14 protein-coding genes are annotated in these 14,293 nt (G+C 39.9%); all 14 read right to left on the bottom strand.

The window, feature by feature from the left end:
* Nucleotides 1–24: 24 nt before the first annotated feature.
* Entirely contained in the window at nt 25–2,100 is a 2,076-nt protein-coding gene (glyS, locus tag K8S13_RS07645) for a glycine--tRNA ligase subunit beta (RefSeq protein ID WP_291461677.1), read from the bottom strand.
* A gap of 1 nt (nt 2,101) precedes the next feature.
* Nucleotides 2,102–2,983, bottom strand: coding sequence for a glycine--tRNA ligase subunit alpha (locus K8S13_RS07640; RefSeq protein WP_291461675.1), 882 nt, complete (start codon nt 2,981–2,983; stop codon nt 2,102–2,104).
* Nucleotides 2,984–3,016: 33 nt separating this feature from the next.
* Complete coding sequence (locus K8S13_RS07635) at nt 3,017–4,057, bottom strand: galactokinase (RefSeq protein WP_291461674.1); 1,041 nt, start codon at nt 4,055–4,057, stop codon at nt 3,017–3,019.
* Complete coding sequence (gene recO / locus K8S13_RS07630; protein ID WP_291461673.1) at nt 4,054–4,683, bottom strand: DNA repair protein RecO; 630 nt, start codon at nt 4,681–4,683, stop codon at nt 4,054–4,056. The genes K8S13_RS07635 and recO overlap by 4 nt, the downstream gene beginning before the upstream one ends.
* Nucleotides 4,620–4,832 carry a recombination protein O N-terminal domain-containing protein gene (locus tag K8S13_RS07625; protein WP_291461672.1) on the bottom strand — a complete coding sequence of 71 codons (213 nt, stop codon included), beginning with the start codon at nt 4,830–4,832 and terminating at the stop codon, nt 4,620–4,622. Before K8S13_RS07625 ends, recO begins: the two co-directional genes overlap by 64 nt.
* Nucleotides 4,833–4,841: 9 nt before the next feature.
* Entirely contained in the window at nt 4,842–6,206 is a 1,365-nt protein-coding gene (mgtE, locus tag K8S13_RS07620) for a magnesium transporter (RefSeq protein WP_291461671.1), read from the bottom strand.
* A 27-nt stretch (nt 6,207–6,233) separates the two neighbouring features.
* Entirely contained in the window at nt 6,234–7,187 is a 954-nt protein-coding gene (locus tag K8S13_RS07615) for a SurA N-terminal domain-containing protein (protein ID WP_291461670.1), read from the bottom strand.
* Nucleotides 7,165–7,848 carry a hypothetical protein gene (locus K8S13_RS07610; RefSeq protein ID WP_291461669.1) on the bottom strand — a complete coding sequence of 228 codons (684 nt, stop codon included), beginning with the start codon at nt 7,846–7,848 and terminating at the stop codon, nt 7,165–7,167. Before K8S13_RS07610 ends, K8S13_RS07615 begins: the two co-directional genes overlap by 23 nt.
* Before the next feature lie 207 nt (nt 7,849–8,055).
* A complete protein-coding gene (locus K8S13_RS07605; RefSeq protein WP_291461668.1) occupies nt 8,056–8,724 on the bottom strand; it encodes a response regulator transcription factor in 669 nt (222 codons plus the stop codon).
* Nucleotides 8,696–10,207: a PAS domain S-box protein gene (locus K8S13_RS07600; protein ID WP_291461667.1), complete on the bottom strand. Its 1,512-nt coding sequence runs from the start codon at nt 10,205–10,207 to the stop codon at nt 8,696–8,698. The genes K8S13_RS07605 and K8S13_RS07600 overlap by 29 nt, the downstream gene beginning before the upstream one ends.
* A 181-nt stretch (nt 10,208–10,388) precedes the next feature.
* Entirely contained in the window at nt 10,389–11,138 is a 750-nt protein-coding gene (fabG, locus tag K8S13_RS07595; protein ID WP_291461666.1) for a 3-oxoacyl-[acyl-carrier-protein] reductase, read from the bottom strand.
* A gap of 153 nt (nt 11,139–11,291) precedes the next feature.
* Nucleotides 11,292–12,371 carry a TRAP transporter substrate-binding protein gene (locus K8S13_RS07590; RefSeq protein ID WP_291461665.1) on the bottom strand — a complete coding sequence of 360 codons (1,080 nt, stop codon included), beginning with the start codon at nt 12,369–12,371 and terminating at the stop codon, nt 11,292–11,294.
* A 26-nt stretch (nt 12,372–12,397) separates the two neighbouring features.
* Nucleotides 12,398–13,783 (bottom strand): TRAP transporter large permease subunit, encoded by a 1,386-nt coding sequence (locus tag K8S13_RS07585; protein WP_291461664.1) that lies wholly within the window; start codon nt 13,781–13,783, stop codon nt 12,398–12,400.
* The gene (locus K8S13_RS07580) at nt 13,770–14,282 is read right to left on the bottom strand and encodes a TRAP transporter small permease subunit (protein WP_291461663.1); all 513 of its coding nucleotides are present in this window, start codon (nt 14,280–14,282) and stop codon (nt 13,770–13,772) included. Before K8S13_RS07580 ends, K8S13_RS07585 begins: the two co-directional genes overlap by 14 nt.
* Nucleotides 14,283–14,293: the final 11 nt, after the last annotated feature.

Here is a 14,293-nt window from a genome sequence, read left to right as displayed (position 1 = left end):
ATAGCCTTCCTCCACGTTCAAATTTTATATCATAGAAAAATTTGCAATATTTTTAAATAATCCTGACACGGATGATAACAATGCTATCCTGTTTTGTCTTAATTTTACATCCTCTGCCATCACCATAACATCATCAAAAAAGGTATCCACTTTGGGTCTTAACGTAGCAATATGCGAGAGTGCTTTATCATAATTTCCTTCTTGAATCAAACCTTCTACAATTTGCCTGACCTCATTGACAGCACTGAACAGCTCTTTTTCCGACGAATCTTCAAAAAGACTTTCATCCACGGGTAACAAAGCTTTCGCACCTGCTTTTTTAAGAATATTTTCAACTCGTTTAAACGTAATTGACAGCGGTTCAAAATCCGGTTCTTTTCGTAAAGAATCCAAAGCCCTGGCCCTTAAAACAAGATCCGGAAGATTATCAAAGGATGCCCAGAGCGCGGAATTAACCGCTCCTCTTGACAAGCCCGTATCCGTTAAGATATTAACCATTCTGTTTTTGAAGAATCCTATAATTTTCAAAGACATCTCTGCTTTTTCAGTCGTATCATCAACAAATGCCTCAAGCCCTTTATCAATCATGGATGGTAACGAGAAAACCAGATTTTCTTCCAGCATTATCTGGATGATACCAATTCCCTGACGTCTCAATGCATAAGGGTCTGTCCCACCGGTTGGAATCAAGTCAACTGAAAAACATCCGCAAATGGTATCCAGCTTGTCTGCAATGGCCAAAAGACAGGCTGTGGGATTTTCAGGCAGTTTGCCACCGGAATAAACCGGTCTGTAGTGTTGTTCAATGGCAAAGGCAACATCTTCTTTTTCTCCGGCTTTTAAAGCATAGGCCCTGCCGATAACGCCCTGAAGTTTTGTAAATTCAATGACCACCTGACTGACAAGGTCTGCCTTGCAAATTTGAGCGGCCCTGGTAACATTGAGTTTCAAAATGTCTTTAGCATCATAGGATGATTCTTTTACAAGATACTCAGCAAGATTTCCAAGTCGCAAAGTTTTATTATAAACTGTTCCAAGTTTTTCCTGAAAAGTTACGTTTTTCAGCTTTAAAGCAAACTCATCCATAGAAGACTCAAGATCTGCCTCATAGAAAAATTTTGCATCGGACAAACGGGCACGCAGCACTGTTTCATGTCCTTTTGCCACAAGCTGCATATCTTTTGCTCTTGTGTTGTTAACGGCTATGAACAAGGGTTTTAAATTGCCGTTTTCATCTGTCAGGGCAAAATATTTCTGGTGTTCTCTCATGGCCGTGATCAAAACCTCATCCGGCACTTCAAGAAACTCATCATCAAACTTACCCACAACAGGGAAAGGGGATTCCACAAGGTTTGTCACAATATTAATCAGCTCATCATCTTCAAGGATCTGTGAGTGATGCTCTTTTGCGCAAGCTTCAACAGCTTTTGTCAGAATAGCCTTTCTCTTTTCAATATCCGGAATAACGCCGGCTGATTCAGCAACCTCTATATATTTGTCTGCTGATTCGATCTTTACTTTTCCAGGGTACATGAATTGATGTCCCAGAATATTAGAAGAAGATTTTATATTGCCCACTTTGAAATCAAGAATTTTTTCCCCTAAAAGTCCCACCAGAGAAATAATGGGCCGGGCAAAACTGATGGACAGGTCTCCCCACCGCATCCGTTTGGGGAACGGAATGGATAATATCTCTTTTTCAAGAATACTTTCAAGGATGGACACTGATGACTCACATTTTTTTTCAACAACTGCGGTCAGATATCTTCCCTTTGATGTGTCTTCAACTTTAATTTGATCCAGTGCCACGCCTGCTTTAGAAGCAAATTTTTCTGCCGCAATGGTTGGGTTGCCATTTTCATCAAATCCTACCCTTTCAGGCGGACCTTTGATGGTTGAGGTTTTCAAATTCTGCATATCTGCGACATTTTCCACCATTAAAGCAAGACGTCTGGGTGTTCCAAATGTCCGGGCATTGCCGTGTTCTATTCTTAATCTGTCTAAAGCTGAAAGAATATTCTCTTTAAAGGCATCCAAAGCAGGGATAATATAACCGGCCGGGATCTCTTCTGCGCCTATTTCAATTAAAAGTGTATTCATTTTAATTAGCCCCTCCATTCTTCAATAACGGATGTCCCATTTCTTGTCTTTGTATAAGATATGCTTTGGAACACACCCTTGCAATATCCCTGATACGTTTAATATATCCTGTTCTCTCGGTCACACTGATGGCACCTCGTGCATCCAGGAGATTAAAGGTATGGGAACATTTTAAACAATATTCATAGGCAGGAATAACAAGCCCTTTTTTGATAATACGATGGGCTTCAGTTTCATGTTTTTTGAACAGATCAAACAGCATATCCACATCTGCAATTTCAAAATTATAGGTGGACTGTTCCACTTCCTGTTGGTGATAGACATCCCTGTAGGTGATGTCATTGTTCCATTTGAGATCAAACACATTATCCACACCCTGCAGATACATGCAGATGCGCTCCAGACCATATGTCAACTCGACAGGCACAGGGTTTACTTCCACACTCCCGGTCATTTGAAAATAAGTAAACTGACTGACTTCCATACCGTCCAGACAGACTTCCCATCCAAGCCCTGAAGCGCCAAGGGTCGGAGACTCCCAGTCATCTTCAATAAAACGGATATCATGTTCAAGGGGATCAACACCAAGGGTTTTCATGGAATCCAGATATAATTGCTGAACATCAGGAGGAGAAGGTTTTAAAATCACCTGGTATTGATAATAATGCTGGAGCCTGTTGGGATTTTCACCATACCGGCCGTCGGTGGGTCGTCTTGAGGGCTGTACATAGGCAACCCTCCATGGTTCAGGTCCAAGAGCCTTTAAAAGTGTGGTGGGATGGAATGTCCCGGCACCCACTTCCATGTCATAGGATTGTATGAGAATGCAACCCCGCTGAGCCCAGAAATTATTCAGGTTTAAAATTACATCTTGAAAATTCATTTTACTCCACTTTTTTTAAATAAAAAATTATGGTTAAAGTATTAGAATACCTTTATTCTCAATTTTAGTGTCAAGAATTTTTCCCGCCTCAACATCACTGAGTATATCCTGCCACAAGGGTTTTAAGTTTTCAATATCTAAAGCCTCTCCGACTGCCCAGAGACACCCTCCTCCCCCGGCACCGGTAAATCTTGCACCGCAGTCACAACTTATCGCCTTTTCAAACAACTTTTCCCCTACTTTGTCAAGCACATCAGGTGTCATTTCAAGTCTTAATTTAGTTTCCTGATTCATAAGATCAGCTGCCAGCCTGAAGCTCCTGTTTTTTACAGCCTTTGAAAATTGATTTGTTAAATTTGCAATTTTTTTAAAAACCGATCTTGTTTCACCACAAACAAAAGAGTTAATCCATTGTTTATTAATATCTTTTGAGACATGAGGAATCCCGCAATATGCAATAAGAATATTTAAATTAAACGCCTTAATATCGTCTTCATGCTCAAACACAGGCATCTGTTTAAATTCAGGAGAAATTTTTCCCATTTTCCAGAGCCATTGATTCACCCCTCCGAAAGCAGCCGCAAGCTGATCCTGCATACCGCAAGGGACCCCTGCCACACTGGCTTCTATATAATGAGCAAGCCAGGCAATCTGTTCCGGATCTATTGGTTTATCAAGTAATTTATAGAATGCGGAAATAATGGCTACCGCAGCAGCAGAAGATCCTCCCAGAGCACTTCTTGGTGGTGATGCAGATTTAATTTGGATATGAAGGCCATGGGCATCAAAATATGCTGCGCAGGCAAACATCAGTCCCATGGGATGATTAAACAAAGGGTCATCTTTTTTGAAAACCGCACTTTCAAATCCTTTTGAGGAAACCTTGATAAATCCTTTTTGCCAGGGGGAAAGAGATACGACAGTTCTTAAGTCCAGAGCAATATTAAAACTTGACGGGGACAAATGATTTAACGGCAGAAACAATGTACTGATATCCAGAGTACCACCAAAATCCACCCTGCAGGGGACTGAAGTCTGAATCTGATTTTGCTTAAGTTGTTTTTCTAAATTCATTTATCCTGTCTCAACCGGTTAAGAAATCGCAGACTTTTAAAATCCCTTCCAATATGAAACGGAATAAAGGCTTCCAAAAGTCTGGTTCCCTCTTCTATGGCAAAGCCTGAAAATCTGAGTCTGTCAGCCCTGCTGATATCGCTGTTATTTATCCAGAAGAGCTGCTTTAAAGTGCCTTTTGAAATCGTCATACCATATTTTGACCTGTTTTTAACACAATTTTGACAAATGATCCGGCCTTCTTTAAAATCAAATCTGAGATTTTTTTGTTCAATATGATCAACCGGTGTTTTACATATATCACAATTTTCAATATTAGGAGAAAATCCGGATATGCTCATAAACCGGATCTGGAAAAGAAGATTTAGCACTTCCTTTTCTATGGTTCCTGCATTTAATGCATCAAGAGAAAAAAACAGCAAATCATACAAATCAGACTGAACTTTATCTTCTTCCAGCCAAAAATGAATCAATTCTACCCAAAAACTTGCATAGGTAGTTTTAAATACATCATACCGAATATTTGCGAATCCGTTTTCAAGATCTGCCTGGGAAAGTATTATCAGGCCATTTTTCTTTTTCTTAAGAAAAGTACATTGAATATGATTGACGGAAAAAAGATCCAAAGCACCTGAAAACCGTTTAATACTTTTTTTGCATTTTTGGCAATTACCGATATTTTTCCTTTGGATTTAGTCAGAAAACTGATGATAAAATCATGGTCACCATATTCAATCTTTCTGAGCAATATGGCATCTGTCGTAAAATCAGGCATATATCGAACCTAAAGGCCCAAAAGAAGACTAGCTATCATAAAATAGCAATACACGCTGACAATATCAATGGAAGTTGTGACAATAGGTCCTGTTGCAACGGCAGGATCGATATTGAGTCGCTCAAAAATAAGAGGGACCATGGAGCCCACAAGTGCTGCAATGGACATGGAAGACAGGATGGCAAGCCCAACGGCAAATGCCAAGGGCAAAGCAAACAAATCTGCTGCAAAAGCAAATCTCGCGATAACCCCGATGAAAAGACCGTATATGACACCCAGAATCAATCCTACTGCAAGTTCTTTTGAAACCACTTTGGAAAAATCGGAAAGATTAATTCTCCCTGTGGCAATACCCCGGACTACGATGGTGGAACTCTGGGTACCGATATTACCCCCCATTCCCATAATAACAGGAATAAACGCAGCCAGGCTTGTGAATTTTGCAAGGTTTTCCTCAAATCCCCCTATAATGAAAAAAGCAGCCACACCCCCTAAAAAACTTGCAAACAACCAGGGCAGACGAATCCGTGCTCCCCCGAGAATCGTCTGGATTTCAATATATTCTTCCCCCACACCGGCCATTTTCAGCATATCTTCGGTTGCAGCTTCATGGAGGATATCAATAACATCATCAACTGTTACAATGCCCACAATCTTGTTATCGTCATCCACAACAGGGACTGCCAGGTAATCATACCTGGCAACCAGCTTTGCCACTTCTTCCCTGTCCGTATAAGGTTTTACCGTGACAAGATCTTTTGCCATAAATTCTTTTAATGGTTTTTGGGGATGTACAACAACCAACTGCCTTAACGAACTGACCCCAACCAATTTTCCATATTCATCAACCACATAAATATAAAACGGCATTTCAACATCCAGATACTTGTTCTGTAATGTTTCAATGGCCTGTTTTGCACCCACATCCTCTTCCAGTGCGATAAAATCGGTTACCATGAGGCTGCCGGCAGTATCTTCTCCATAGCTCATCAACTGCTCGACATTATCTGATTCTTCTTTCCGCATCTTGGAAAGAATTTGATCTGAAAGCTCTTCATCCAGAAGAGTTAAAAGAGATGCAGCATCATCAGAAGGCATGTGATCGAATATATCCACGAGCTTATTAAATTCTACATTTTTTACAAACTCAATAAAAAGGTTCTCATCCAGCATGGAAAAAAGAAGACCGATTTGCTCCAGGTCATCTATAAGGTTGAACAGTTTTTCACGGTTATCGGCAGAAAGATCTTTAAAGGCAATGGAAAGATCTGCCATATGGGTTTTTTTAATAATATTGAGCAACTGTTTGGTTGCCCCGCGCCGTAACAGTCTTTTCAAACTGGTATTTAAAATTTTTATCCGCTCATTGTGCATGGTCTTCCCCGTCCAACAAGGCTAAAATTAAAGCATTATTTTTATATGCGCCTTTTTCTTTAATGATTCAAGCCAGGTTTCAAATTTTTTATCAACCTGCTCACGGTATAAAATTTCATGAATTTCATCATAGGCTTCCTGTAAGGTTTTGGCACCTTCCAGAACAATGTCTTCTATATAAAAAATTTGAAACCCCTGTGCGGTTGAGATCACATTGGTATAATCACCTTTATTCAATTTTGATATACTATCTTTAATGCTTTCAGAGAAATTGCTGATATCAAAGGTGCCAAGATCACCACCATCTGAGGCATTGGATGCGATTGAGTATTTTTTTGCAAGGAAAATAAATTTCTTTTTTTTATCCAGTTTCTTTTTAATTTCTTTGATTTCATCCTCATTGTCCATTAGAATATTTCTTAAATAATATTTCTTTTTGCCGGAATATTTTTCAAGATTGGCTTCATATAATTTTTTTATGTCAGATTCCGTTATAATCACTTTTGACTTTACCGCATGGTTAATCAGCTTAGCCTGTAATATCTGCTTTTTGATATTTTCACGATATTCCTCTAATGTGAGTCCCTCCTGTTCAAGAGCTTTTTCAAATTCTTCCCGGGTCAGTGATTTGGTTTTCTTTACATTCTCCATTGCATTATTAATCTCAGTATCAGACACATTGAGATGATACTTCCTGGCTTCCTGCTGGGTTAATGATTGGTCAACCAGTGCATTGAGCATCTTTTTATCGATTGTCTGCATCATCTGTTTTTTCTTATCATCCGAATACCCGGAAGACTTAATATTTTTTAAATATGGAGCTGTTTCTTTACTTAACTGAACCAGGGTGACAATATCATTATTTACAATGGCAACAATCCTGTCGATAACATCTGCTGATATCGACCAGCAAAAGCTAAAGCTCATTATAATCAAAGAAAAAACAATCAAATTAATTTTACCTGTTCTTATCCGTAGCATTCTCACTTTCCTCATTTTTTTCAATATCAATTAAAAAAGTTTTTAGTTTTTCCTTATTAATTTCAACCGGATAATCATTCCCAAGCTGTTGTATCCATTCATCGTAATGATCCTGGGTTTTTTGCATCCGAAGACGAGAGACCAATTCTTTTTCATTCTCAATTTTTTTTAAAACCAGTGCGCTGTTATCAGGACTCCGAGTATCGGCTATACTATGCTTTTTGTAAAACTCCACAATATCCTGGGATGTGATTTCAATCTTTTGCTTGAGTTCCTGATCAATGAGTTTATCCATGATCATATTTTTTTTGAATCGTCTTTTCCAAAAAGAGTATGATACGGCATTTTTTAACAAAATTTGTTCAAAGCTGTCTTCGGGATAATCCTTTTTAAATTCATCCTCAGCTGACTCGACGTCATGATCCGTTACAATCACACCCTTATCAGCTGCAGCACTTAGAAGGATGATCTCTTCAGAAAGCATTTTAACAAGATGAATCACCATTTCATTATATTCTGCCGGATTTTCATCAATGTTATATGGATATGCCGCCCTTTTCAGATCAAGTTCTTCTAAAAATTCTGAACCGGTGATGATCATTGATGGCGTTTTGATCAAAAATCGAGGGACCGTTTCATTTTCAGACTCACTACAGCCCATAAGACATAGAGTTCCATATATGAAAATCCAACAGATGAAACTCTTTTTTAAAAAATCCACCAATAGTTTTTACCCCAACTTCAATTTTTATTAAAAAACAACCCTTTCAACAAAATTAATAAGATTACCACTACAATTTGCTTTGTGCAAGATAATTTCGGCTGGGTTGCAATTTATGAAAGTATTGAAGAGTGAGCCATAAAGCCATTAATCTTCCCACAGAGCAGGATCAACAACACCAATTTTGATAGCATATTTGAGCAGTTCCAGTCTTCCGTGGACACCGAGTTTATTCATTACATTTGACCTGTGCTTTTCAATAGTTTTGGGACTGACAAAAAGAAGGTCTGCGATTTCTTTGGTTGATTTACCTTCAACAACAAGCCTGAAAATTTGTTGTTCTCTTTCTGAAAGCAGGTCATACCCCCGGACGATGGGTTCTTTTTTTTTGTTTTTCAGATAACTGTCAATGACATCGGCCTTTATTTTAGAACTTAAAAAGTACTCTCCCTTATGGGCTGATCGTATGGCATTAAGAATATCAGACCCATGGGATGCTTTAAGAACATATCCGAGAGCCCCTGAATTAAGTGCCTGGTGTACGTAGCTTTCTTTGGCATGCATTGAAAGAATGACAACACCTGCCCGGGGTACGGCCTCCTTTATCATTGAGATGATTTCAAGGCCGCTTAGATTTGGCATGGCAATATCAAGCAGCACTATATCCGGTGTCAGCCGCCTTGCTTTCTTAAGGGCCTCAACCCCGTCTTTGGCCTCCCCGGCTACTTCCATGTCAGCCTGAACATCAATGATCTGACAAATGCCCTTTCGAACGACACTGTGATCATCAGCAATGAGGATTTGTATCTTTTTCATTTTTGTTATCCTTTAGCACGGGTAATTCAACCCTGACGATGGTTCCTATATTTTTTGCAGATTTAAGATCAAACCGGCCATTCAGAGAATCTGTCCTCTCTTTCATACTTAAAAGCCCGATCCCCATGGTATCCTCTTTTGGGAATCCGTTTTCCGTTACCTTAAATCCCCTGCCGTTATCCCTGCAGGAAAAAATCACTTTTGGATGGCTGCAGGTGAGTTTTATATCAATCTGATCTGCTTTTGAATGTTTTAAGACATTGTTTAAAGATTCCTGGAAAATTCTATACAGCACAATTTCAATGTTTGGCGCAAGCCTTCTTTTAAACCCCATTGCCTGAAAAGTGATTTTAATTTGGGGCATATTTTTTTTAAAATCTTTAATATACCATTCTATTGTCGGCACAAGACCCAGGTGATCTAAAAGATCCGGGCGCAGCTTTGATGTGAATGTTCTTATTTTTTCAGCAAGGTCCGATATCTTTGCAATCACCCGGTTACAAATTCTCATCTCTTCTTTTGTCTCGTCGGTAAATGTTTGCTGCAGCTTTTCCATATCAAATCGAAGAGAGGTTAATGCCTGCCCGAACTCGTCATGCAGGTCAGCGGCAAGTGATTTTCTTTCTTCCTCGATTACATCTATTAATTTTCTAGACAAATCTCTTATCTGTGCTTCTGCCTGCTTGATTTTTGTAATATTGATAAAATTGCCGACAACCGCAGGTCGTCCCATGTATGTTGCATGTGAAGATCTCATATCAACCCAGAGAATTGATCCGTCCTTTTTAATAATTCTAAAGGGGTAATGGCGTGGATAAATCTCACCCTTTTCCCTTGCAAGTCCTCTTTTTTGGACCATTTCCCTGTCTTCAGGGTGAATAAACTCCCAAAAGGGCCTCCCGATTATATCATGGTCGTTTCCATGGCCCAGCATTTTTATAAGACGTGAATTAACATATGAAAACTTCCCACCCTCTTGAAACATGTATATACCTGCAAGAGAATTTTCAAGAACAGTACGATATTTTTCTTCGGACTTTAAATGTTCTTTTTCATTGAATTTAAGCTCGGTAATATCAATGATGAACCCCTCATAACCCGAGAGTTTTCCTGTGAGGCTGTCACGGATTGCAGCCGTCATTTTCACATCAAAAACATTTTGATTCTTGTGGTAAAGACGCGTTTCAAATTCACGGATAAAACCATTTTTATTTAAAATTGCAATATATTGTTTCCAATCATCAGGATTAACAAAAAAGGTTTCTATGGATTTGCCGCATAGAAGATTTGATGATGCATACCCGAACAAATTAACACAAGCCTGGTTTATATTTAATATTGCACCGTTTCTGTCTGTTATATAAATACTGACGGGTGATTTTTCAAATAAATGCCGATATTTTTCTTCGGATTTCTGTATTTCCAAACAGTGTTGTTGGCTTTTTTTAAGCGCTTCACTTAATTTTTTATATTGATTATTCATAGGTATATTATGCGTTACCTGGTGTTAATGATTCAAAATATCGAGTGTTTGCCGCGCCCTGATTTTATTCAAGCTTTTAAATAAAGTCAATCATATGAATATATGGAACAAATGAGTTGATGCCTGAAATTAACCCTACAGTCAAATAGTGCGGCCGGGTACTAAAGGAACCGTGCAGAATCTATAAATACATTCCACCGTTACAGGATATCACCTGACCGGTTACATAGGCGGAATCATCTGTTGAAAGGAATTTGACAACCTTTGCAACATCTTCCGGTTTCCCAGGCCTTCCAAGGGGTATGCTCTGAAGGATTATCTGTTTCACTGTATCAGGAATATTTTTTGTCATAGGGGTGAGAATAAACCCTGGAGCCACGGCGTTTACATTGATATTATACCTGGCAAGTTCTTTGGCAAGTGTTTTGGTCATTCCGATGACACCGGCTTTACTGGCAGTATAATTAACCTGCCCCACATTCCCCATTTGTGCTGAAACAGATGTAAGATTCACAATTTTACCGGATTTTTGTTCCTTCATGATGACGGCTGCCTGTTGCGTACAATTGAAGACGCCTTTCAGGTTAATATCCATGACCATGTCCCATTCTTCTTCAGTCATGTTTAAAATTAAGTTGTCTCTTGTTATTCCGGCATTGTTTACAAGAATATCAATTTTTCCAAATATCTTTATTGCTTGAGAAAACATGTTGCCCACTTCGTTTCTGTCAGCAATATCTGCGGTATGGACGAGTGTTTTTCGACCGGTTGAATTTATTTTTTTGGCCACGGTTTCAGCTGAAATACGGTCGATATCATTAACAAAAATATCAGCTCCTTCTACAGCCAGAGCAAGGGCGATCATTTCTCCGATACCTCTTCCGGCACCAGTAACCAAAGCGACTTTATCTTTTAATGGAAACTGTGTCATTTTACGCCTCTTTTATTCAATGTTCTTAAAATTGTCATTACTTTTCTGGATTTTAAAGGGAGACAAAATATTTTTTTACTTTTGTCTCCCTTTTTTTGAAAAAACTATACAAAACCCATGGTTATCTATCAGACCAATTCATAAATGGGATGGTTAATTGGTTTTGGCCCGTGATAAAAATCCGTGGTTTCCCCAGATTTCATACTGTTTTCTAAACGCACTCATATCTTCCCATGCTTCTTTAAACATAGGTGACTTCACCGACAGCTCAGATGCAACTTCTTCCCATGCATTTTCAAGGGTATCCAGAATGTCTTTGGACAGGTGTTCAATTTTCACACCATGCTTTTCCCTGCTGTCAATCATGGCCTGGGCCTGAATGGATTCCGTATAGGCAAGGGTATCTAAAGTGGCTGCTTTACACATCATTTCAAGGATATTCTGCTGACGGGGACTCATTTTGTTCCAGGTGTCCCTGTTGATGATCAGTTCAAAAAAAGTGGCCTGCTGATGCCAGCCCGGGAAATAATTGTATTTTGCTATTTTATGAAACCCCATCATGGAATCAATGGCAGGCATGGAAAATTCAGTGGCATCAATCACACCCTTTTCAAGGGCCGGAAAGAGTTCTCCGCCCGGGATCAGGCTGACCGAGGCCCCGACTTTTGACAACACTTTTCCGCCTAGGCCGTAAAACCTGATATTCAGCCCTTTTAAATCTTCTGGACGGGTAATGGGTTTTATGAACCATCCTGCAGATTCAGGACAAAACAGTCCCAGGGGAATGACATGGACATTAAATCCTGCATCATCATACATTTTCTGGTAGAGTTTGCGGCCGTTGCCATAGTACATCCAGGCCAGAAACTCCGGAGCCTCGGGCCCAAAGGGGATGGAAGAAAATATCGACGACCCCGGAATGGACCCTTCCCAATACCCTGAAATACTGAAACCTGCATTTACCGCACCTTTTGATACGGCCCCTAACACCTGAAGCGGTGCAATGAGTTTTCCGGGATCATAAATTTTCATTTTAAGGGTTTGTCCACTCATATCTGCAAGGTTTTCGGCCACCCATTTTAAACTGGTATTCACCCCGGGCAACCCCAGGGGAAAACATGCCGGTGTTTTTAAAAGGATAGACTTTTCCTTTGTCTCCGCCTGGATTGGCCCGCAAACAATGCTAAGCAAAAAAATGGTTGCGATAAATGAAATCTGAAAAATTTTTTTCATGTTTTTTCTCCTTAAAATTTTAATTATTAACCATAAACGATAGATGGAAGCCACAATACGAGCTGGGGCCAGATGATGATGATCACAAGACCGATCAGCTGCAAAATAATATACGGAATCACGCCTTTATAAATATCAATGAGCTTGACCTCGGGCGGACAGACACCTTTTAAGTAAAATAATGCCAGTCCAACCGGGGGTGTAAGAAAAGATGTCTGCAGGGTAACAGCAACAAGGATCACAAACCAGAGTAATGCCGGCTTATCAATAACGCCATATCCATTAACATCAAAACCAAGGCTTGAGATTGCCGGTGCAATCAGGGGTAATACAATCAGGGTGATTTCTATCCAGTCAAGAAAAAATCCTAAAAGGAAAATCACACCAAGGATCACCAGCAATACACCATAGGTTGAAAAGGGGATATTTGACAATGCCCTTTCGATCAGCTCATCTCCACCCAGACTTCTTAAAACAAGGGCAAAAACAGTTGCACCGATAAAAATGACAAAGATATAAGCCGTTGTCGAAAAACAGGATTCCAGCACCTCTTTGAGGACTTTAAAATTTAATTTCTTATTTACCCCTGCAAGGATGGTTGCTCCCAGGGCACCGACTCCACTGGCCTCTGTTGGTGTTGTAATTCCGGCAAAAATAGACCCTAGTACTGCGAAAATAAGAATGGCCGTCGGCAGTATTGTTTTAAATACGTTCCAGATCATTCTCAATTCCATGGGTTGTCTGTCCGAAGCAATCGGCGCCTGTTTGGGATTTATCAGACCGACCATTAAAATATACGCGATATAAAGTGTGCCAAGAAGAATACCCGGCAGCAGAGCACCCATGAAAAGATCACCCACCGATATAGAGAGCTGGTCCGCCATGATCACAAGCATGATACTGGGTGGGATCAAAATCCCCAAAGTACCTGCCCCTGCAATGGTACCCAGGGACAATGAAAGACCATATCCTTGTTTCATCATTGCCGGAAGTGACAAAAGCCCCAACAAAACGACTGATGCCCCTATGATCCCTGTTGATGCCGCCAGAATGATTCCGATCAGGGTAACGGTAATGGCCAGCCCTCCCCTGACTTTTCCAAAAAGTTTCTGCATTTCATTCATCATTTTTTCTGCAATACCGGAACGATCCAGCATTAATCCCATGAAAATGAACATGGGTAATGCCACCAACACCCAATTACTCATGGTTTTAAATATCCGGTTCACGGACATACTCAAGGTGAGGTAATCAAGGCCTGTCATTGTACCAAACCAGAGATCAGAACAATATCCGATCAATGTAAACAACACAGCCACACCACCGAGCACCCATGCGATTGGAAACCCTGTGAACAACAGGCTGATAAAGGTAATAAACATAAAAATAACCAGATAATCATTCAGTTCCATGCCCGGGCCTCCACAATGAGATAAACAATTTTGTCATTTTAGACATTGCAACAAGAATCATCAGGCCAAAGCCAAAGGGGATAAAGGATTTTATCACCCATCTATAGGGTAAGCCCATGGGAGAGGGAGAGCCTTCGTTTAACCGCCATGCTTCGTGCACAAAGTCGAGACTTTGATGAAAAATCACCCACAAAAAAGGTAAGAGCAAAAATAGTATGCCGAAAAGCTCGGATACTGCCTTTGTTTTGTTTGAGAACTTTAAATAAACAAGGTCTACCCTGATATGCACATCTTTTACCATTGCATAGGATGCACCGGTCATTATACCGACGGCATAAAGGTGCCATTCAAGTTCTTCAAGGGCCACCAGTCCATGATTAAATACATAACGCAAGGTTACCTGCAAAATAATGATGAGCACCAGCAAGGCATTACTCCACATTGCGATATGCCCTATGCGCTCCACAATTGTTTCTAAAAAATCACAGAACTTTTCCATATTTAACCCTT

It is taken from the genome of Desulfobacula sp. (assembly GCF_021107415.1).
The sequence above is the reverse complement of the archived record's forward strand: the minus strand, read 5'-3'. Positions and strand labels throughout refer to the sequence as shown.

Coding starts and splice junctions, on each gene's coding strand:
- K8S13_RS07585 (WP_291461664.1), bottom strand. CDS start 13,783: ATGGAACTGAATGATTATCTGGTTATTTTTATGTTTATTACCTTTATC.
- K8S13_RS07615 (WP_291461670.1), bottom strand. CDS start 7,187: ATGCTACGGATAAGAACAGGTAAAATTAATTTGATTGTTTTTTCTTTG.
- fabG (WP_291461666.1), bottom strand. CDS start 11,138: ATGACACAGTTTCCATTAAAAGATAAAGTCGCTTTGGTTACTGGTGCC.
- K8S13_RS07635 (WP_291461674.1), bottom strand. CDS start 4,057: ATGAATTTAGAAAAACAACTTAAGCAAAATCAGATTCAGACTTCAGTC.
- K8S13_RS07610 (WP_291461669.1), bottom strand. CDS start 7,848: ATGGGCTGTAGTGAGTCTGAAAATGAAACGGTCCCTCGATTTTTGATC.
- mgtE (WP_291461671.1), bottom strand. CDS start 6,206: ATGCACAATGAGCGGATAAAAATTTTAAATACCAGTTTGAAAAGACTG.
- glyS (WP_291461677.1), bottom strand. CDS start 2,100: ATGAATACACTTTTAATTGAAATAGGCGCAGAAGAGATCCCGGCCGGT.
- K8S13_RS07605 (WP_291461668.1), bottom strand. CDS start 8,724: ATGAAAAAGATACAAATCCTCATTGCTGATGATCACAGTGTCGTTCGA.
- K8S13_RS07625 (WP_291461672.1), bottom strand. CDS start 4,832: ATGCCTGATTTTACGACAGATGCCATATTGCTCAGAAAGATTGAATAT.
- K8S13_RS07640 (WP_291461675.1), bottom strand. CDS start 2,983: ATGAATTTTCAAGATGTAATTTTAAACCTGAATAATTTCTGGGCTCAG.
- K8S13_RS07580 (WP_291461663.1), bottom strand. CDS start 14,282: ATGGAAAAGTTCTGTGATTTTTTAGAAACAATTGTGGAGCGCATAGGG.
- K8S13_RS07600 (WP_291461667.1), bottom strand. CDS start 10,207: ATGAATAATCAATATAAAAAATTAAGTGAAGCGCTTAAAAAAAGCCAA.
- K8S13_RS07590 (WP_291461665.1), bottom strand. CDS start 12,371: ATGAAAAAAATTTTTCAGATTTCATTTATCGCAACCATTTTTTTGCTT.